At 64.2% G+C, this 19,011-nt stretch carries 18 protein-coding genes and 1 tRNA gene; 9 read left to right on the forward strand and 10 right to left on the reverse strand.

Annotated features, from left to right (window positions below):
• The first annotated feature begins 32 nt into the window (after nt 1-32).
• Nucleotides 33-578, forward strand: coding sequence for an inorganic diphosphatase (gene ppa, locus HNR60_RS00625; RefSeq protein WP_184253155.1), 546 nt, complete (start codon nt 33-35; stop codon nt 576-578).
• A 39-nt stretch (nt 579-617) separates the two neighbouring features.
• On the forward strand, nt 618-2,099 hold the full coding sequence (locus HNR60_RS00630) for a M20 family peptidase (protein WP_184253157.1): 1,482 nt from the start codon (nt 618-620) through the stop codon (nt 2,097-2,099).
• Nucleotides 2,100-2,310: 211 nt separating this feature from the next.
• Here the strand turns inward: HNR60_RS00630 and folD are convergent, their stop codons facing one another.
• From folD to HNR60_RS00645, 3 genes are all read right to left on the reverse strand, one after another.
• The gene (gene folD / locus HNR60_RS00635) at nt 2,311-3,198 is read right to left on the reverse strand and encodes a bifunctional methylenetetrahydrofolate dehydrogenase/methenyltetrahydrofolate cyclohydrolase FolD (protein WP_184253159.1); all 888 of its coding nucleotides are present in this window, start codon (nt 3,196-3,198) and stop codon (nt 2,311-2,313) included.
• 110 nt (nt 3,199-3,308) lie between these two features.
• Nucleotides 3,309-3,632: a DUF167 domain-containing protein gene (locus HNR60_RS00640; RefSeq protein ID WP_184253161.1), complete on the reverse strand. Its 324-nt coding sequence runs from the start codon at nt 3,630-3,632 to the stop codon at nt 3,309-3,311.
• Nucleotides 3,633-3,662: 30 nt separating this feature from the next.
• Nucleotides 3,663-3,953: a YggT family protein gene (locus HNR60_RS00645; protein WP_184253163.1), complete on the reverse strand. Its 291-nt coding sequence runs from the start codon at nt 3,951-3,953 to the stop codon at nt 3,663-3,665.
• Nucleotides 3,954-4,149: 196 nt separating this feature from the next.
• Here HNR60_RS00645 and HNR60_RS00650 point away from each other — a divergent pair.
• Nucleotides 4,150-4,225 (forward strand) — tRNA-Ala (locus tag HNR60_RS00650).
• Between the two features lie 158 nt (nt 4,226-4,383).
• Here HNR60_RS00650 and HNR60_RS00655 read toward each other — a convergent pair.
• The 7 genes from HNR60_RS00655 to HNR60_RS24425 all read right to left on the reverse strand — a co-directional run bounded on the left by HNR60_RS00655 (nt 4,384) and on the right by HNR60_RS24425 (nt 10,903).
• Nucleotides 4,384-5,205, reverse strand: coding sequence for a glutamine amidotransferase (locus tag HNR60_RS00655; RefSeq protein ID WP_283810601.1), 822 nt, complete (start codon nt 5,203-5,205; stop codon nt 4,384-4,386).
• A gap of 123 nt (nt 5,206-5,328) precedes the next feature.
• Complete coding sequence (locus HNR60_RS00660) at nt 5,329-6,105, reverse strand: SDR family NAD(P)-dependent oxidoreductase (RefSeq protein WP_184253166.1); 777 nt, start codon at nt 6,103-6,105, stop codon at nt 5,329-5,331.
• Nucleotides 6,106-6,327: 222 nt separating this feature from the next.
• Nucleotides 6,328-6,849, reverse strand: a complete 522-nt coding sequence (locus HNR60_RS00665) for a tellurite resistance TerB family protein (protein WP_184253168.1) — start codon at nt 6,847-6,849, stop codon at nt 6,328-6,330.
• Nucleotides 6,850-7,031: 182 nt separating this feature from the next.
• Nucleotides 7,032-8,441: an adenylate/guanylate cyclase domain-containing protein gene (locus HNR60_RS00670; RefSeq protein ID WP_184253170.1), complete on the reverse strand. Its 1,410-nt coding sequence runs from the start codon at nt 8,439-8,441 to the stop codon at nt 7,032-7,034.
• A 39-nt stretch (nt 8,442-8,480) separates the two neighbouring features.
• On the reverse strand, nt 8,481-9,872 hold the full coding sequence (locus tag HNR60_RS00675; protein WP_184253178.1) for a cytochrome P450: 1,392 nt from the start codon (nt 9,870-9,872) through the stop codon (nt 8,481-8,483).
• 132 nt (nt 9,873-10,004) lie between these two features.
• Nucleotides 10,005-10,223: a hypothetical protein gene (locus HNR60_RS00680; RefSeq protein WP_184253180.1), complete on the reverse strand. Its 219-nt coding sequence runs from the start codon at nt 10,221-10,223 to the stop codon at nt 10,005-10,007.
• The gene (locus HNR60_RS24425; RefSeq protein ID WP_430694848.1) at nt 10,223-10,903 is read right to left on the reverse strand and encodes a hypothetical protein; all 681 of its coding nucleotides are present in this window, start codon (nt 10,901-10,903) and stop codon (nt 10,223-10,225) included. Before HNR60_RS24425 ends, HNR60_RS00680 begins: the two co-directional genes overlap by 1 nt.
• Before the next feature lie 526 nt (nt 10,904-11,429).
• Between HNR60_RS24425 and HNR60_RS00690 the strand changes: the two genes are divergently transcribed.
• The 6 genes from HNR60_RS00690 to cas1c all read left to right on the forward strand — a co-directional run bounded on the left by HNR60_RS00690 (nt 11,430) and on the right by cas1c (nt 19,004).
• On the forward strand, nt 11,430-13,724 hold the full coding sequence (locus tag HNR60_RS00690; protein WP_184253184.1) for a CRISPR-associated endonuclease Cas3'': 2,295 nt from the start codon (nt 11,430-11,432) through the stop codon (nt 13,722-13,724).
• A gap of 108 nt (nt 13,725-13,832) precedes the next feature.
• Nucleotides 13,833-14,498 (forward strand): type I-C CRISPR-associated protein Cas5c, encoded by a 666-nt coding sequence (gene cas5c / locus HNR60_RS00695; RefSeq protein ID WP_184253186.1) that lies wholly within the window; start codon nt 13,833-13,835, stop codon nt 14,496-14,498.
• Nucleotides 14,495-16,357 carry a type I-C CRISPR-associated protein Cas8c/Csd1 gene (gene cas8c, locus HNR60_RS00700; protein ID WP_184253188.1) on the forward strand — a complete coding sequence of 621 codons (1,863 nt, stop codon included), beginning with the start codon at nt 14,495-14,497 and terminating at the stop codon, nt 16,355-16,357. Before cas5c ends, cas8c begins: the two co-directional genes overlap by 4 nt.
• Nucleotides 16,358-16,361: 4 nt before the next feature.
• On the forward strand, nt 16,362-17,273 hold the full coding sequence (gene cas7c, locus HNR60_RS00705) for a type I-C CRISPR-associated protein Cas7/Csd2 (protein ID WP_184253190.1): 912 nt from the start codon (nt 16,362-16,364) through the stop codon (nt 17,271-17,273).
• 13 nt (nt 17,274-17,286) lie between these two features.
• Nucleotides 17,287-17,973 carry a CRISPR-associated protein Cas4 gene (gene cas4 / locus HNR60_RS00710; protein WP_184253192.1) on the forward strand — a complete coding sequence of 229 codons (687 nt, stop codon included), beginning with the start codon at nt 17,287-17,289 and terminating at the stop codon, nt 17,971-17,973.
• Complete coding sequence (gene cas1c, locus HNR60_RS00715; protein ID WP_184253194.1) at nt 17,970-19,004, forward strand: type I-C CRISPR-associated endonuclease Cas1c; 1,035 nt, start codon at nt 17,970-17,972, stop codon at nt 19,002-19,004. Before cas4 ends, cas1c begins: the two co-directional genes overlap by 4 nt.
• The last annotated feature ends 7 nt before the right edge of the window (nt 19,005-19,011 follow it).

Genomic DNA, 19,011 nt, shown 5'->3' on the forward strand with positions numbered 1-19,011 from the left:
TGATATCAACACGACCAATCTGGAGTTTATCGATGCGCATCGACGCAATTTCGCTCGGCGCCAACCCGCCGTATGACGTCAATGTGATCGTCGAGGTGCCGGTCGGCGGCGAGCCGATCAAGTACGAGATGGACAAGGCCGCCGGCACGCTGGTGGTTGACCGGTTTCTCTATACCGCGATGCGCTATCCCGGCAATTACGGCTTCATCCCGCACACGCTGTCGAACGACGGCGACCCCTGCGACGTGCTGGTCGCCAACACCCGCGGCATCGTGCCGGGCGCGATCATCAGCGTCCGGCCGGTCGGCGTGCTGCTGATGGAGGACGAGGCCGGCGGCGACGAGAAGATCCTGGCGGTGCCGTCGTCGAAGCTGACCCAGCGCTACGACCGCATCCAGAACTACAGCGATATGCCTGACATCACGCTGCAACAAATCCAGCATTTCTTTGAGCACTACAAGGATCTGGAGCCCAACAAATGGGTCAAGATCACGCGCTGGGGCGATGCCGACGAAGCCCGCCAGTTGATCCTCGAAGGCATCGCGCGGGAAAAGGCGGCGCAAGCGGCGAAGGGCTGAGCTCTCCGCCCTGCCCGAAAGGCCGCGAAGGAGATCTTCATGCGACGGCTCGTTCGGGTGATCCGCAATCTGGTGGCGGTGCTGGTCATCGCCACCTTGTTGCTCGCGGGCGGGCTCGCCTTCAACGCCTTCCGCCACGGCTCGCAACAGTTGCAGGTCGCAGCCCTGCCGCCGGTTCAGGTCGACGAAGCCGGCGCCGCCAAGCGGCTGTCGGAAGCGATCCGCTTTCGGACCATCTCCAATTTTCTCAATCCCGAGCAGGACGCCGCGGCGCTCGCCGCGCTGCAGGCGCATATCGTCGCGAGCTTCCCGGCGTTCCACGGAGCCGCCAAACGCGAGGTCGTGAACGGCAAGAGTCTGCTCTACAGCTGGGAAGGCAGCGATCCGGCGCAGAAGCCGTTCGCGCTGCTGGCGCATCAGGACGTGGTGCCGATCGCGCCGAAGACCGAGCAGGACTGGCAACAGCCGCCGTTCGACGGCGTCATCGCCGACGGTTTCGTCTGGGGCCGCGGCTCTTGGGACGACAAGGGCAACCTCTATTCGATGCTGGAAGCCGCCGAGGCGATGGCCAAGCAGGGCTTCAAGCCAAAGCGGACGATCTATTTCGCGTTCGGCCATGACGAAGAGGTCTCCGGGCTGCGCGGCGCCGGCGCGATCGCCAAGCTGCTGGCCTCCCGCGCGGTGAAGCTCGATTTCGTGCTCGACGAAGGCCTGTTGATCACCGACGGCATCATGACCGGGCTGCCCAAGCCCGCGGCGCTGATCGGCGTCGCCGAGAAGGGCTACGCCACCTTGGTGCTGACCGCGCGGGCGACGCCGGGCCATTCCTCGATGCCGCCGCGCGAGACTGCCATCGGCATGATGAGCGCGGCGCTCAGCCACCTCGAGGACCATCGGCTGCCGATGCAGATCCGCGGCACGGTGGCGGAGATGTTCGACACCCTGGCGCCGGAGATGAGCCCCATCAACCGCGTAGTGCTATCCAACCTGTGGCTGTTCAAGCCGCTGCTGCTGCGCGAATTCGAAAAGACCGGGCCGACCGAGGCGATGGTGCGCACCACCACGGCGCTGACCATCTTCAACGCCGGCGACAAAGACAACGTGCTGCCGGGCGTCGCCGAGGCCAGCGTGAACTTCCGGCTGGTGCCCGGCGACACCCAGGCCAGCATCACCGACCACGTCCGCGCGACTATCGCCAACGACAGGATCGCGATCGGCGGCTCCGAAGGCAATTTCGATCCGCCGCCGGTCACCGGCACCAAGAGCGTCGCCTACCGGCAGCTCAATCAGACCATCCGCGAGGTGTTTCCCGATGTCGTGGTGGCGCCCGGGCTGATGGTGGCGGCCACCGATTCGCGGCATTACGCCGCGATCGCCGACAACATCCTGCGATTCTCGCCCGTGCGGGCGACCTCGGAAGACCTGAAACGCTTCCACGGCACCAATGAGCGGCTCAGCATCAAGAATTACGCCGACATGATCCGGTTCTATCGGCGGCTGATCGAGACCACGGCGGGGTAGTCTGACTCGATGCGGCGCGCCCTCTTCCCTCTCCCGCTTGCGGGGGAGGGTGCCCTCGCGCAGCGAGGGCGGGTGGGGGATGCCCCAGGCACGGCCTGAGTTTTCTTCACTGCTCGGCTCGCCCCCTCCCCAACCCTCCCCCGCAAGCGGGAGAGGGAGCGCGCTGCCGTCGTTGCAGCGTGGTCGGGTCAATTGGGCAGGACGGTCCGCTTTACACCCCCGGCTTCGGCAACCCGTGGATCGCGCTGGCGGCGCGCAGCGTGTTGACCAACAGGCACGCCACCGTCATCAGCCCGACGCCGCCCGGCACTGGCGTAATCGCGCCGGCGATTTCCTTGGCCTCGGCAAAGGCGACATCGCCGACGAGCTTGTCCTTGCCGCCGTCCGGCGACGGCGTGCGGTTGATGCCGACGTCGATCACGGTGGCGCCCGGCTTGATCCAGTCGCCCTTCACCATCTCCGGCTTGCCGACCGCGGCGAACACCAGATCGGCCTGCCGGCACAGCGCCGGCAGATCGCGCGAGCGCGAATGCGCGATCGTCACCGTGGCGTTCTCGTTGAGCAGCAATTGCACCAGCGGCTTGCCGACCAGATTGGAGCGGCCGATCACGATCGCATTCATGCCCTCGAGCGAGGCATGCACCTGCTTGGCCATGATGATGCAGCCGAGCGGGGTGCACGGCGTCAGCGCGAACAGCCCCGACGCCAGCCGGCCGGCATTGACCGGGTTGAGGCCGTCGACGTCCTTGGCGGGATCGATCGCATCGATCACCGCGCTGCTGTCGAGCCCCTTCGGCAACGGCAGCTGCACCAGAATGCCGTGCACCGCCGGATCGGCGTTGAGCTTGGCGATCAGCGCCAGCAGGTCATCCTGCGGCACGTCGGCGGGCAGCCGGTGCTCGAACGAGGCCATCCCGGCTTCCTGGGTCTGCTTGTGCTTACTGCGGACATAGACCTCGGAGGCCGGGTCGCTGCCGACCAGCACCACGGCGAGGCCGGGCGTGATGCCGTGATCGCGCACCACCCGCGCCACCTCGTCGGCGACCTTGGCACGCAGCGCTGCCGAGATGATTTTTCCGTCGATGATGTGCGCGGTCATGCCGTCCCCTTTGTTATTCGATCGATGCGCTCCGCCATCGGAAGCGCGCTCCCTCTCCCATCGGGAGAGGCGAATACTCGCGGGTGCTATTGCCCAAGTTGGATGCCGAATCAATCCGGCTTTGGCGCAGTGAGTTTGCGCAAGGTCTCGCCGAGCAGCTTGGGATCGCCGTCGACCGCGATCTGCTTCAACCGCGAGGTGGTCCCCGACAGCACCCGGACGGCGCGTTTCGGCACGCCGAGCGCCTTCGCCAGCAATTCGGTCACCGCACGGTTAGCCTCGCCGCCCTCGGCGATGGCGCGGACCCGGACTTTCACCACGGTGCGGCCGTTGGCCAGCGTGTCCAGCCCGTCGATATCGTCGCGGCCGCCGCGCGGCGTCACCCGCAGCGCGACGCTGATGCCCTCCGCGGAATAGCGCCACGCCTCGGTCATGGCCGCGGCCAGGCTCCGCGCGTCACCGGCTCAGAACACGCTGGGATAGATGTAATAGGTGATCACCCGCTGCAGGAACATGATCAGCAGGATGACGATGATCGGCGAGATATCGAGGCCGCCGAGATTGGGCATGATGCCGCGAATCGGCGCCAGCACCGGCTCGGTGATTCGGTAGAGAAATTCCGAGATCGCCGACACGAACTGGTTGCGGGTGTTCACCACGTTGAAGGCGATCAGCCACGACAGGATCGCGGACGCGATCAAAAGCCAGATGTAGAGGTCAAGGACGATCAGAACGATGTCGAGAATGGCTCGCATGGCGGGGGTGGCTCGCGGGGTTCGGTCGCGGATTCGACTGCTTCGTAAATATCGGTTCGGCTGGGCGCAAACAAGGGAAGTTCCGAGTTAAAAACGCCGCGCAAAACATCGGGTTCAGCGTTCTTGACTTGGCCCGGGAGGGGACTGTAAATGGCGCCGTCTGCTGACTGCTTCGCTTGGTCGAGGCGGTCGCGACGGGGCCATAGCTCAGCTGGGAGAGCGCGTCGTTCGCAATGACGAGGTCGGCGGTTCGATCCCGCCTGGCTCCACCACGCTTCGCCTTCGGCTACGCGTGGCGCAGCCACGATAGCCGAAAGCGAAGCGTGCCCGGCATAGCCCGCAGGGCGACGACGGGCAGCCACCACCAGCTTTCGATCTTCCAGCTCACCTTACCCCGACCACCGCCCAGCGATCTCTCAAACAGCAGCGCTTATTCCGCCGCCTGCGCGATTCCCGCGTCGGGCATGATCAGCGGCATCCGCGCCAGCCAATTGTCGAGAAAATCCCGCAGCCAGGCGCGCTCGGCGAGGTCGTGGACGGCGCGGTCGATGAAGTGATCGTGGCGCGGCCGGGCGCCGGGCAGCTCCATGCGGGCGTGGCCGCGGGTGGTCCAGCGATGCATCATCGCGTAGGTGACGTCGGGGTGGAACTGGAAGCCGAAGGCGTGGCCGGTGCGGAACGCCTCGACCGGAAAATCGCTGCCTTCGGCCAGCAATTCGCCATCGACCGGCAGATCGAAGCCCTCGCGGTGCCAATGATAGACCTGCTCCGGCCAATTGGCGCAGATCGCGCGGCCGGCCGTGGTCGGGCGGATCGGGTAATAGCCGATCTGGGCGCGGCCTTCGGCATGCGGCGCCACCCGGGCCCCGAGCTGCGCCGCCAGCATCTGGGCGCCGAGGCAGATCCCGAGAAACGGCCGGTTTTCCTTCAGCGGCACCGCGATCCAGTCGATCTCGCGGCGGACGTAGTCGTCGGGGTCGTTGGCGCTCATCGGGCCGCCGAAAATCACCGCGCCGGCGTGATGCTCCAGCGTGGCCGGCAACGGATCGCCGAATCGCGGTCGCCGAATGTCGAGCCGATGGCCGAGCAGCCGCAGCGCGTTGCCGACCCGGCCCGGCGTCGACATTTCCTGATGCAGCACGATCAGCACCGGGCGCAGATCAGGGACGCGCGGCACGATCGACACCGGACTGACCGAGGTCGGAAGCCGCAACAGATCGTCAGGACCCATGTTCGTCGATTGCAACGACATCCGTTTTTCTGTTCGTCCGGGACAGCGTCATCATACCGTCGTTTTCGAAAATCCGGAGAGAAATATCTAGGCAAGCCGCCGGCCAAAAAGGCGCCAGCGGCGATCGATTCGTTTGCGGTCGCCTCAGCGGCGTTGTTGAACTCGCCGGACGCCCGCCAGCACGAAGCCGCGCGGAAAGATCCGCAGCAACAAGGGCACGATCTTGATCCCGAGCCCCGGCAGCACCGCGCGCTTGTTGGCCATCAGCCCCTCGAAGCCCTGACGGGCGACGTCGGCAGGGGAGACGTTGAGCACCGCGGTGTCGAAACCGGGCTCGAAGCCGGCATGCTGCTGGAATTCGGTCAGCACCGGCCCCGGACACAGCGCGGTCACCCGCACCCCGTGACGGCCGAGCTCGGCGTGCAGCGCCTCGGTGAACGACAGCACGAACGCCTTGGAGGCGTAGTAAACCGCCATTCCGGGGCCGGGCAGGAAGCCGGCGATCGAGGCGACGTTGAGGATGCCGCCGTGGTGCTTGATCACGCTGGCGGAAAACCGCAGCGACAGGTCGGTCAGCGCCCGGACATTGAGGTCGATCATGCCGAGCTGGGCGCCGCGATCGAGCTCGGTGGCCTGCCCGAACAGCCCATATCCGGCGTTGTTGACCAGGTACTCGACCTCGACGCCGGCCTCAGCGAGCGCCGCCGCGATGGTGTCGCCGGCGTCGGGCTGGCGCAAATCACAGGCGATCACCAGGGGCTTGGCGCCGCCGGCGGCGACGATCTCCTCGGCCAGGGCGTCGAGCCGCTCGGCCCGGCGCGCTACCAGCGCCACCCGATGATGGTGAGACGCAAATACGCGCGCCAGTTCGGTGCCGATACCCGCCGAGGCACCGGTTATCAACGTCACGCGTTCGGCCACGTTTGAGACTCTTCGATTATTGAACGTTACGATGCGCTGTGGAGATGACCATAGGCCTTAGGCGGGAAGCAAGAGCCGTGCAAGACCATTGGGTCATCCAAACGGACGAGGCATCGGCGTATGAAAAATCCTTAATGTGACCGCCGCGGGGTGGCCCTCGACGTAGCAGCGGCCGATTACACCGCGGCTTCTTATCAGGTCGGCGTGGCGCGCCGGCCTGGCTCAGGACGCGATATCGTCGGCCGCGCTCACCACGGCGCCGGCTCCGACAACCGGGCCATGGGCCAGCTGGGTTTCGGCAACCTGGCGTTTCAGGTTGATACGATCCCGCGCCGACACCGCCAACAGGTCGGCGGCGCGCCACACCACGTTCTCCTCGAATTCGGTGACGTTGCCGTCGGCATAGACCAGCTCCCACATCATCTCGATGATGCGCAGCCGGCCCTCTTCGTTGACCGTGCGCATGATGACGCTGGTGAAACGATACAGATCGACCGCGTCGCCCTCGGCCAGGGTGGCGGACTTGATCAGTCGCGATGTGGTCCCGGGGTCGAGCCCGAACCGGGTTTCCAGCAACTCGTGTAGCTTGCGCCGTTCCACGTCGGACGGCTCGCCGTCGAGCGAGATCACGTGAATCAGCAGCGCGGTCGCCGCCAGCCGATAGCCGGTGTCGTCGAAGGCGAGGTCGTCCTCGACTGTGGGGGCGACGACGTCGGCGATGAATTGGCGCAATTTACCCAGCATGACTTCACCAGAGGTTGGAACTAATTGCCGTCGTGCCCCAAAGAACCGATAATCTGCAAAAGATCCCTTAAAGGCAACGGGGCCGCGAGATAGCTCGACGCCCCATCACCGAACGCCCCGCCCGGATGCCGGTTCCCGCCCGCCAGATGACGGTTTGGCAATGCGGCGCCGGGAGATCGGCCTTACGGGATCTCGTACACCACCACCTTGTCGGCGATGCCGCGCAGCGCCGCCTGCTTCTGGATCGGGGTGATGCCGGCGTGGCGGAGCATTGCGGCGACCGCCGGCGCCGCGATGACCGTGCCGGTGATGTGGATCGCCTGCGAGGTGGCGAGCCCCTGCACCCGCGAGGCGATATTGACGGTCTGGCCGAAATAGTCCTGCCGCTCGTTCAGCATCACCGCGAGGCACGGCCCTTCATGGATGCCGATCTTGACCACCAGGTCGGCGGTGCCGCGCTCGGCATTGAGCGCGTCCATCGCCGCGCGCATCCTAAGGCCCGCGGCCAGTGCCTGCTCCGGCGTCACGAAGGTCGCCATCACCGCGTCGCCGATGGTCTTCACCACCGCGCCCTTTTCCGAGGAGATAATCTCCAGCAACGCGCGGAAATGCGCCCGCACCAGATCAAACGCGGCGAGATCGCCGACCCGCTCGTATAGCGCGGTGGAGCCCTTCAGGTCGGTGAACAGGAAGCTCAGCGAGGTGATTTTCAGCCTTTGATCGATGGTGAGGTTGTCGGCCTTGAAGACGTCGCGAAAGGTCTGGTTGCTCAGCATCCGCTTGGCGGTGAGGAACGGTTTGCGCTGGCCGAGCAGGTGATGCAGCGCGTCGGCGGCGATGAACACCGACGGCAGCACACGGCTGTCGGCGCGGTTGTCGAGCGACAATTGCAGGGGACCCGGCCGCAGCGTGATGGTCTCGGTCGGCTGCGCCAGCTTGTGATAGACCAACGACAGCTGCTGGATCTCGTCGGTCGGCTCGCCCTGCACGTCGATGAACTGCGCGGCGTGGGTCACCGGCTCGAACACGATGATGAACTGCGGCGGCAATTGCAGCGTCCGCATCACGCTGCGCCCGGTCGGCAGCTCGATGGCGTCCAGCGTCACTTCGCCGGTCAGCGAGGCGAATCCCTGCTCGTTGAAATCGACGCCGGAGCTCCAGAACATCTGCCGGAAATACTCCCAGATCGGCAGCGTGCCGGGATCGTGCGCGGCGATCCGCCTCACCCGCGGCGCCACGGTGAACGCCACCTCGACCTGCTTGTCGACCGAGGCCTCGTAGTCCGAGGCGCACAGCCCGCAATGATACTCGTCCGGACGCAGCGATTTCAGCGTGTTGTGGGCGTCGAGCACCCCGCCGCAGCCGGGGCACAACACGTTCCAGCTGAGGTCGAATATCCCCAGCCGCGAGGCCTGCAGGAAGCCGGAGATCACCCGCTCCTCGTCGAGTTCGCGCCGGGCGGAAAATTCCAACACGTTGATGCGATTGAGATCGCGGTCGTCGCCTTCGGCGACCAGCCGTTCGATCGCCGCGGCGACCGCGGGGTCGGCGGCCTGTTTCAGCGCGGCGAACTGCGCGGAGCTGTCGCCCATCGGCGCGATTGCGGGTGTCTCAATATCCAAGCAAAAACCTCAGCGCGGTGTCAGACGAAACATCGGGGAATAATCGGGTTGCGTGGTGACCACGCCGATCGGCATCACCGGGGCCGCATTGAGCAGTTCGACCCGGAAGCGGCCGACGATGCCGGACAGCGCCAGCGTGGCCTCGACCAGCGCGAAATGCGCGCCGATGCACACCCGCGCGCCGACCCCGAACGGCAGATAGGCGAAGCGGTCCGGCGGCGCACTGCCCGGCAGAAACCGCGACGGCATGAACGCGCCGGGGTCCTGCCACAGCTTCTCGTGGCGATGCAGCAGCCACGGCGCGATCAGCATGACGTCGCCCTTGCGCACCGCACTGCCGGCGACGACGTCCGGGCCGGCGGCGGCGCGCGCGATCAGGAACGCCGGTGGGTAGAGCCGCGTGGTCTCGTCGATCACCGCGCGGGTGAAGGTCAGATGCTCGACCTCGCGCGCGGCGCCTTCCGGTTGACCGCGCACTTCAGCGGCGACCTGATCCTGGCTGGGCTGATCGAGCGCCAGCAGATACAGCGCCCAGAACAGCGCGGTCGCGGTGGTCTCGTGGCCGGCGAGGATCATGGTGGCGACCTGGTCGCCGAGCTGCGGCTCGGAAAACGCCTCGCCGGTTTCCGGATCGCGCGCCGCGCCCATCAGGTCGAACAGGTCGCGCGGCGGCGCGCCCTCGAGCTTGCCGGCGGCGCGCCGCTCCGCCATCAGTTGCGCGATGAACGCGGTCCAACGCCGGCGAAACGCCGCGCGGGCGATGTCCTGCGGCGTCGGCCACGCCAACGGCAGCAAGAGATCGAGGAAGTTCGGCCGCGCCAGCCGTGTGCCGTACTCGATCACGAAGTCGCGCAGCGTGCGGCCATGCTTGCCCATCGCGAAGGAGAACATCGTCCGTCCGGCGATCTCCAGCGCCATCCGCTGCATCGCCTCGCGCAGATCGACCGGACGGCCGCGGGCGTCGTCGAACTCGGCGAGCGTCTCGTCGATCGCCGAGTGCATATGCGGCACCAGCGTCGCCACCGCGCGCGGCGTGAACGCCGGCGCCAGCGTGCGGCGCTGATGCTTCCAGGCGCGGCCTTCGGCGAGCAGCAGGCCTTGTTCGCCGAGCATCGGCCGCAGCACCCGGATGCCGGCCGCGGTACGGATGTAGTTCTCGTAATTGTCGACCAGCACGTGGCGGATTGCGTCCGGCGAATTCAGGATGAAGCTCGATTGACCGAAGAACCGGCCGCGGACCACGTCGTCCTGGTAGGCGCGATCGCCCCAACTGGCGATCACATTGTTGCGGATCGCCGCCAACCGGCCGAATGCGGTCATGGTCTCGGGCGCGCGCGGCGGCGACGGCGGCCGCAACGGCTGCCGGGTCGGCGACATCTGATGGGCTTCGGCTATGCTCACAAGGGCCTCGCTGGGCAGGAAGCGATCGGACGCGCCTGCCATAGCTAGGAACGCTTCGCGTGACCCGCAACGAAGCGCCGCCGATCGCTCACCGATCAGTGAAGTCGTGCCCGCAGCCACGCGGCGACGGAGCTAGCGGCCGTTGTCGGCCAAAGCCTTGGCGCAGGTCTTGCTGAGCTTGGCGCGGTGTTCCTGAAGGCAGGCCAGGATCACCATGTCGCCATCGTTCATCTGCGCCCGGCAGAACCGCTGCACGTCGCGCGCGCAGCCGGGGTCCTGACGCTGGCCCTGCTGGGCCTGCGCGGTCGCGGCCAGCAGCAGAAAAGGAAATGCCCAAACAAACCGTGCCATCAAACCACCCATAAAAATCGGTACGGACCAACGACGCGCACGGAGCCGTGCAGCTCAGGACCTTGTACCGCCGCCCGATTCGGCCCGCAACGCCTGCTGCGTCGGTCCGCGCGCAACGGCACCCGAACACCCGCCGTCACGACGCCCGGCGGCGGAGCCGGCCGCGGCTCGCCGGTGGTGGTGCCTGGGGAAGTGCCGGGCATATGACCCAAGTCAAAGAGCGCGCGAAAAACGCGGCTTAGATAAATTCGCAGCAACGCGTCGAAAGCCGACACTAAAAAGCGAGAAAACCCAAGATGACGACAAAGGCCCGCCTTGCGGAACTGGATCGACGACATCATGCCCTCAAACAGCAGCTCGAAGAGGCATTGAAACATAAGTCGCTCGACGATCTGGAGATCGTGGAGCTCAAGCGGCAAAAGCTCCATCTCAAAGACGAGATCGAGCGCCTGACACACGGTTAGCTTGAGCCATCGACTGCCAAATGGGAGCGACCGAAATGGTCGCTCCCATTTGACCAATATGACTTGTAACCAACTTGTAACCAATATGACTTGCCATCGAACGGCGGTGCGTTTTTTCCCGCCGCTGCCGAGCTGAGCCGGCTGATCGTGTTGGCCGTTCCGGGCGGCGTCGATCAGCGGAGCTGATGATGCCCGGCCGCTTGCCAGCGCCAGCACGAATCCCTCACCTCGCGACACGTTCGCGTTCAGGACAGGGCTGTCTCATGATCTTCATCAGGTTCGTCAACGGGGCTTTCCAAGCAGTCTGGCGTAATCCGTGCAGTCGGTCAGTTCCCGGACGCGGGCTTCATATTGGCCGCGGCGGACGGCTCCAATCTTGCCTTCCTGAATTGACTCAAAGGTTCGGAGAATCCGTTACGTGGTCGGAATTGAAGCAATCAATTGCGGATTCCGACGGACATTGTTCAACATCAAACTTGCACCCGTAACGCGTCGGTCCAGTCCATTGGACTGCACCGACGCGGAGAACGGAGCGCCTGCGCATATTTGGTGCTTCTGCCGCCAATGATGGCGCGCACAGGGCTTGGTCTCGAAACCCATGCTGCTGACCAATTCGTGAGTGGCGAGGCACCATTGCAGCGCCGCACAACACAATCAGCAGGTGTTTTTCACGAGTTGCCAAAGTGCGTCCCGTATAGTCATAATAACAACTTACTCATCAGCCTGCGCTGAAGGGAATGGGATGCATTTCGCGCATTCAACGAAGAATCCAAATCGATCCGACTGGCAACCGCTTTTCGAACATTTGGAGGAAGTGGCAGCGCTAGCGGCGACGCGCGCTGAGAAGTTTGGGGCCGCCTTGGCGGCGGGGCTGGCGGGCCGGCTGCACGACCTCGGCAAATATGCGGAAGCGTTCCAACGCTACATTCAGGGCCGCGGCGCAACTATTCAGCAGCGCATCGATCATTCGACCGCCGGCGCAAGGCTCGCTCTGGATCGGTCGAAGGCTGGCGCGCCACCCGACCGGCTGATGATGGACCTGGTCGCCTATCTCGTGGCGGGTCATCACGCCGGCCTGCCCGACCGGCTCGGCGGCGCGGCCAGCCTCGACGGCCGGGTGACGCAAGCGACCGTCGAGCCGCTCGATCCGATCTGGACCAGCGAGGTCACCCTGGCGACGAGCGGCCTGTTTCCGGCGAATTTCCGCTGGCATCCGGACCCGTCGCGTCGTGCCTTTCAAATCGCCGCCCTCGGCCGAATGATCTTTTCCTGCCTGATCGACGCCGACCGCATCGACACAGAGCGCTTCTATGCGAGGATCGAACGCCGTCAGGTGGACCGCGACTGGCCGCGCCTGCCGGATATCGCCGAGCGGCTGATCGTCGCCTTCGATGCGCATATGGCCGGGATGAAAACCGCCGACACGGCAGTCAACCGGCTTCGCGGCAATGTCCTCGCCCAGGTCCGCGCCCGGGCGGCGTCGCCGCGCGGCGTGTTCACGCTGAACGTGCCGACCGGCGGCGGCAAGACGCTGGCCTCGCTCGGCTTCGCGCTCGACCATGCCCGGCACCACGGCATGGACCGGATCGTTACGGCGATCCCGTTCACCTCGGTGATCGATCAGACCGCCGGCATTTTCCGCAGCGTGCTCGGCGAGGATGTCGTGCTCGAACATCATTCGGCGATCGAAGAAGAAAGGGTCAGCAGCGCCGCGGCCCGCGATAAACTCCGCCTCGCCATGGAGGATTGGGCGGCGCCGATCGTCGTCACCACCAATGTTCAGCTTCTCGAAAGCCTGTTCTCCGACCGTCCGTCGCGCTGCCGCAAACTGCACAATCTCGCCAATGCGGTGATCATCCTCGACGAGGCGCAGACCATTCCATTGCCGGTGCTGCGGCCCTCCGTGGCCGCGCTCGACGAATTGGCGCGCAACTACGGCTGCTCCATTGTGCTGTGCACGGCGACCCAGCCGGCGCTGGCCCAGCCCGATTTCATCGGCGGCTTTGAGCTCGGACCGGACAGCGAACTTGCACCGGATCCGGCGGAGCTGCATGGCGCGCTGCGGCGCTTCCGGCTGCAATTCGAGGGCGAGCTGTCCGACGACGATCTGGTCGCCGCGCTCGCCGAGCATGATCGAGCCCTGGTCATCGTCAACAGTCGCGCCCACGCGCTGGCGCTGTATTCCGCGGTGAAGGCGGCGGGCCTCGACGGCGCCATCCATCTGACCACGCGGCAGACCGCCGCCGACCGCCGCGTCATCCTCGCCGAGGTCAAGGCCCGGCTCGATCCGCGCAATGCCCGGCCCTGTCGCCTGATCGCCACCAGCCTCGTCGAAGCCGGCGTCGATCTCGATTTCCCCCGCGTCTGGCGCGCCGAAGCCGGCCTCGATCAGATCGCCCAGGCCGGCGGCCGCTGCAATCGCGAAGGCCGCAACCCGGTCGATGACAGCATCGTCACGGTGTTCTGTCCGGCCGAGGCGAAACCGCCGCGCGAGATCGCCGGCTTCATCGGCGATATGGCGCGCATGAAGAGCCATCATGGCGACGATCCGCTCTCGCCCGCGGCGATGCGGGATTATTTCGAGGAGGTCTATTGGCGCAAGGGCGATCAAGGCCTCGATCGCATCCGCGCCAAGGATCTCGACGGCGCCAACGCCACGATCAAGGTGATGGAGGCCTTCTCGGTCGGCTCGGGCACGACGAATTTCGCCTATCGCACGGTGGGCGAGGGGTTTCGGCTGATCGAAAGCGGATTAGCGCCGGTGATCGTGGCGATCGACGACGCGGCGAAGCAGACACTCGACGGCCTGCGTCATGGCTGGCTGACCCCCGGCGCTTGCGCGCGGCAGCTGCAGTCCTACACGGTTCAGGTGCCGCCCAAGGCGCGGCAGACATTGATCGAAAACGGGCACGTTCGTTTCGTCGCGGGATTTGGCGATCAGTTCGCCGAACTGATGACCGGCAGCCTCTACACGCGTGAAGTCGGGCTGCTCTGGGAGAATGCGGATTATCTGGGGACAGAAGGTGTGATAGTATAGGCGCCAAGGCTGCTACACGTATTGATAATAGTATTTTCTATCATCCCGTCTATTCTCCAACAGCTGCACGCCTCCTCGACTTCATCCACATCATTGGACGACAGTGCCATGTCGTACGGAATAAGGCTCCTGGTATCAGGCGACTATGCGTGCTTCACCCGCCCCGAGATGAAGGTCGAGCGCGTCTCCTATGACGTCATGACGCCGTCGGCGGCGCGGGGAATCCTGGAAGCGGTGCATTGGAAACCATCGATTCGCTGGATCGTGGAGGAAATCCACGTCCTCAAGCCGATCCGCTTCCAGTCGATCCGGCGCAACGAGGTCGCCACCAAGGCGCCGGCCGGCAAGATCAAGCAGGCGATGAATGCCGGCAGTCTCGACGGGCTCGGCCTGGTTATCGAGGACAACCGCCAGCAACGCGCCTCGACCGTGCTCGCCGACGTCGCTTATGTCATCGCAGCTCGCTTCGAGCTGACGGCCAAGGCGGACGCGACCGACAATGCCGGCAAGCACCTCGACACTTTCAGCCGTCGCGCGCGCAAAGGGCAGTGCTTCCACCAGCCCTCGCTCGGGACGCGCGAATTCGTTGCCCGCTTCAATTTGATCGAACCGGGAGCGCCGATGCCGGCGGCGATCGATGAGGCGCGCGATCTCGGTTTCATGCTGTGGGACATCGATCATGCCGGCGACCGCTCGTCGCTGTTCTTCCGGGCCAAGCTCGATCAGGGCATCCTGAAAGTGCCGCCGCCGGGCTCGCCGGAGATCCGCCGATGAGCGCGCTCGCCGCGCTGGTCCGCGCCTATGACCGGCTCTCCGCGAACGGAGAGGACGTGCCCGCATTCGGGTATGCTGCTCAAGATATCCAGATTTGCATTATACTTGCCTCCGACGGAAGCCAAGTGGGGGGCCCTGTCGTCTGGGACCGAGACAAGACTGGTAAACCGTTGTCTAGGACAATGAACGTTCCGTATTTTGGCGGCCGATCAGGGTCCAAAGCGCCACCATACTTTCTATGGGACAATACGGCTTATGTATTGGGTGTCTCTGCAAAAGCATCATACGATCCACTGGCGAGACATAGAGCCTTCAAGGAGTTTCATCTCGGAGCTTTAGCTTCGATTGACGATGAGGCCCTTCAAGCTGTGTGCAGATTTTTGAATCGGTGGTCTCCCGATCAGTTTTCGTCTGCCGGATTCACCGATGACCTCAAAGATAAGAACCTGGTATTTCGTTTCAAATCCGAACGAAATTTCATACACGAACGCAGCGCAGCCAAAGACTGCTGGGAAAAGATATATCAACCTGACGTAATCGGTGAAGGATTGTGCCTGATCTCTGGTGAACGTTCTCAGATTGCGCGCCTGCATCCTCCAATTAGGACCTTTGACAATCCCGCACGGATTGTTTCGTTCGACCTGGACAGCGATGCGTTCGCCTCCTACGAAAACATCCAGGGCGCTAACGCTCCCACCGGAATAAAGGCGGCATTTGCCTATACGGCAGTGTTGAACAGGTTTCTTTCGAAGGGCAGCGGCCACCGTATTCAGATCGGCGATGCCTCCTGCGTATTTTGGGCCGACGCTTCGGATACTGCAACTGCGGAAGCGGCGGAAGACGAATTCTCTTTCCTGATGGGCGCCAATGAAAAGTTGGAGGAAAAGAAACTCAACGCGCTGCTGAACGCCATCAGCCAAGGCCGCCCGAGTAATAATTTACCTATGATATTCGCTGGTGTGCGTTTTTTTGTAATGGGTCTCTCACCCAACAATGCGCGACTATTCTTGCGTTTCTATATAGAGGACGATTTCGCCAAGATCGCGCGGCGGCTGGCGCAGCATCTTGAGGACCTTTCCCTGGAACCTTTGCCGTTCAAACAGCCGCCGGCCGCTTGGGCGCTTCTCTACGAGACCTCAGTCCACGTTCCAAAGGCAGGCCCGAACGGGCGGACGATTTGGGAGCGCGCGAAGAACTCAAACCCGCCAGCCATCTTATCCGGCGATTTGATGCGAGCCGTCCTAACCGGCGCGCGCTATCCGCGCACGCTTCTTAGCGCCATCATTCGTCGGGTCCGGGCAGAAGGCGGCCGAGTCACCGGAAAGCGTGTCGCCATTTGCAAGGCAATCATTAATCGCGAAATTCGCCTCTCGACCCGACGGAAGGGCGTCCGCGATAGTCAGATAACACCTCGACAGGAGACCATTCCCGTGGCGCTCGATCGCGAAAATCCCAACACCGCCTATAGGCTCGGCCGGCTATTCGCTCTCCTCGAGCGACTCCAAGAGCTTGCGTTGCCTAATCTTAATGCGACGATTCGAGATCGATCATTCGCTGCTGCCAGCACAACCCCCCTCCGCGTATTTCCGCAGTTGATCAAGACGTCGCAGCATCACGCAAGTGCTGCTCGCAAGGACATAGCGAGCCGAAAATTATCCTTTTGGTTAGAGAATCAAATTGGAGATGTGTGGTCGGGATTGAGCCCTGATCTGCCCCGCACGCTACGCCTTGACGATCAAGCTCGATTCCACGCTGGGTACTATCACCAACGATTCGCTAAATCAGACAAGGCCGGTGAGAATAACTTGGCAACCGTTAGTAACCATGATTCTGGCTCCGAAGAGAGCGACAAGGAGTGAATTAATGACAGTACTTTTGGGACGCCACGATTTCGTCTTTCTGTTCGAGGTAACGGATGGAAATCCTAATGGTGATCCGGACGCAGGAAATTTGCCCCGCTCCGACCCAGAAACAAATCAAGGCCTCGTAACCGATGTCGCGCTCAAACGGAAGATCCGAGATTTTGTTCACCTAAAAGGGGGGCCGGGCAATGCGATCTTTGTTTTGGCGAAGGAGCCGCTGAACAGGAAAATTGCTGAAGCCTGTGAAGTCAATAAACTCCCGACTTTCCAAAGGAAGGACGGAAAATGGGAGACGAGCGAGGCTAAGAAGCGGAGCCAAGAGGACATCCGTCTCCTCCAGGAATGGCTATGCTCACAGTATTTCGACGTTCGGGCTTTTGGCGCGGTGCTATCCACGGGGCCGAATGCTGGGCAACTCCGCGGACCTGTGCAACTCACTTTCGCCCGTTCGGTCGAGCCAATTTCGATTGATACACATACGATTACTCGCGTAACCGATGTCGATAAAGAGGAGGGCGAAATCGGTCGCAAGCACACAATTCCTTACGGACTTTACCGTGCGCACGGCTTCGTGTCGGTGAACTTCGCCGAGAGAACCGGATTTTCTACTGAGGACCTCACGTTGCTTTGGGAGGCCCTCACTTCGATGTTCGAGCATGACCGCTCCGCCGCGCGCGGCGAGATGTCGTCGCGTAAGCTGGTCGCCTTCAAGCATGCTTCGCCACTCGGCAACGCCGCCGCGCATGATCTGTTCGACCGCGTCAAGGTGCAGCGCAAATTCGGCGACGACCTCTACGACCTCGACAGCAACCGCCTGGATAATCTGCCGCCGGCGCGACGTTTCGCCGACTATGCGGTGAGCATCGACCGCGACAACTTGCCTGAAGGCATCGAAATACTCGAACTCGTGTGACACGGAGTGCGGAATGGCGGGCCTCGACATCGACGACCCGATCCCGCTCTCCGCGCTGCAACATGCCGTCTACTGCCTGCGGCAGGCGGCGTTGATTCATATCGAGCGGCTCTGGGAGGAAAATCGCTTCACCGCCGAGGGACGCGTGCTGCACGAGGTTGCGCATGAACCAGGGCTTCGGCGCCAGAAGGGTCTGCGCCGCATCACGGCGCTGCCGCTCGCCTCGAAGCGGCTGAACCTTTCGGGCGTTGCCGATCTCGTCGAATTTCGCACCGGTCCAGACGGCGAAACCGCCTATCCGGTCGAGTACAAGCGGGGCCGTGCCAAGCTTCACCGCGCCGATGAGGTTCAACTCTGCGCGCAAGCGCTCTGCCTGGAGGAGATGACCGGGCGCCCCGTGCCCGAGGGTGCGTTGTTTTACGCTGCACCGAAACGCCGGCTCGCCGTGCCATTCGACGCGGAGCTGCGCCGGCTGACCGAGACGACGGCGCGGCAGTTGGGCGAACTCTTTGCGACCGGGCGAACGCCGCCGGCGATCTGGCGTGCCGACCGCTGCCGCGCCTGCTCGCTCGTCGAGCTCTGCCGGCCAAAAGCCGTGGCAAAATCGGCGATCAGCTTCCGGGATCGCGCGATTGCTGCCGCACTCGAAGAGGCCGCCGGCTGCGAAGCAGGCGGCGAGGCGGAAAAGGACCGACAGTGAAGAAGCTTCTCAACACGCTGTTCGTCACCACCGAAGGCGCGAGCCTACGCAAGGACGGCGAAAATATCGTCGCCGAGCTGGACGGCGCCGAACGCGCCCGCGTGCCGCTGCATATGCTCGGCTCGGTGATGGTGTTCGGCGCGATCTTCATGTCGCCGCCGCTGATCCAGGCGCTCGCCGCCGGCGGCATCACGCTGGTTCTGCTCGACCGCGCCGGCCGCTTCCAGGCGCGCGTCGAAGGGCCGGTCAGCGGCAATGTCTTGCTCCGGCGCGCGCAATATCGCGCCTCCGAAGCACCCGACGAGATCGTCCGCAGTTTCGTCTTGGCCAAGATCGCTAACCAGCGCAGCGTGCTGCAACGCGCGTTGCGCGACCATGCCGACGGCGCGCCGCCGGAGCAATGCGCGCGCATTGCGGCCGCCGTCGATCGCCTCGGCTTCATCCTGCGGCGCGTCGCTCATCTGAACGAGGGCGTCGAAGCGCTGCGCGGCGCGGAGGGCGAAGCGGCGCAGACCTACTTCGCGGTGTTCGATCATCTCATTCGCGCCGCCGACCCGGAGATCCGCTTTCGCGGCCGCTCGCGGCGTCCCCCGCTCGATCCCGTCAACGCGCTGCTGTCGTTTCTCTACACGCTGCTGACCCATGATTGCCGCAGCGCCGCCGAGGGCGTCGGGCTCGACCCCGCGGTCGGATTCCTGCATCGCGACCGGCCCGGCCGGCCGAGCCTGGCGCTCGATCTGATGGAGGAACTGCGGCCCGTGCTCGCCGACCGCTTGGCGCTGTCGCTCCTCAATCGCCGGCAACTCCGCGCCCGCGATTTCGAGATCCGTGATGGCGGCGCCGTTCTGCTGACCGACGATGGCCGCAAGACGGTGCTGACCGCCTGGACGGAACGCAAGAAAGAAGAGCGGCGCCATCCCTTCCTGGAGGAGACGGCGCCGCTCGGGCTGGTGCCGCATCTTCAGGCGCAACTGCTCGCGCGCCACCTACGCGGCGATCTCGACGCCTATCCGCCCTGGTTCTGGAAATGAGGGACGA

The sequence above is a fragment of the Rhodopseudomonas rhenobacensis genome (genome assembly GCF_014203125.1).
In the GTDB taxonomy this organism is placed as follows: domain Bacteria; phylum Pseudomonadota; class Alphaproteobacteria; order Rhizobiales; family Xanthobacteraceae; genus Rhodopseudomonas_A; species Rhodopseudomonas_A rhenobacensis.

Coding starts and splice junctions, on each gene's coding strand:
- ppa (WP_184253155.1), top strand. CDS start 33: ATGCGCATCGACGCAATTTCGCTCGGCGCCAACCCGCCGTATGACGTC.
- HNR60_RS00630 (WP_184253157.1), top strand. CDS start 618: ATGCGACGGCTCGTTCGGGTGATCCGCAATCTGGTGGCGGTGCTGGTC.
- folD (WP_184253159.1), bottom strand. CDS start 3,198: ATGACCGCGCACATCATCGACGGAAAAATCATCTCGGCAGCGCTGCGT.
- HNR60_RS00640 (WP_184253161.1), bottom strand. CDS start 3,632: ATGACCGAGGCGTGGCGCTATTCCGCGGAGGGCATCAGCGTCGCGCTG.
- HNR60_RS00645 (WP_184253163.1), bottom strand. CDS start 3,953: ATGCGAGCCATTCTCGACATCGTTCTGATCGTCCTTGACCTCTACATC.
- HNR60_RS00655 (WP_283810601.1), bottom strand. CDS start 5,205: ATGTCGTTGCAATCGACGAACATGGGTCCTGACGATCTGTTGCGGCTT.
- HNR60_RS00665 (WP_184253168.1), bottom strand. CDS start 6,849: ATGCTGGGTAAATTGCGCCAATTCATCGCCGACGTCGTCGCCCCCACA.
- HNR60_RS00670 (WP_184253170.1), bottom strand. CDS start 8,441: ATGGGCGACAGCTCCGCGCAGTTCGCCGCGCTGAAACAGGCCGCCGAC.
- HNR60_RS00680 (WP_184253180.1), bottom strand. CDS start 10,223: ATGGCACGGTTTGTTTGGGCATTTCCTTTTCTGCTGCTGGCCGCGACC.
- HNR60_RS00690 (WP_184253184.1), top strand. CDS start 11,430: ATGCATTTCGCGCATTCAACGAAGAATCCAAATCGATCCGACTGGCAA.
- cas5c (WP_184253186.1), top strand. CDS start 13,833: ATGTCGTACGGAATAAGGCTCCTGGTATCAGGCGACTATGCGTGCTTC.
- cas8c (WP_184253188.1), top strand. CDS start 14,495: ATGAGCGCGCTCGCCGCGCTGGTCCGCGCCTATGACCGGCTCTCCGCG.
- cas7c (WP_184253190.1), top strand. CDS start 16,362: ATGACAGTACTTTTGGGACGCCACGATTTCGTCTTTCTGTTCGAGGTA.
- cas4 (WP_184253192.1), top strand. CDS start 17,287: ATGGCGGGCCTCGACATCGACGACCCGATCCCGCTCTCCGCGCTGCAA.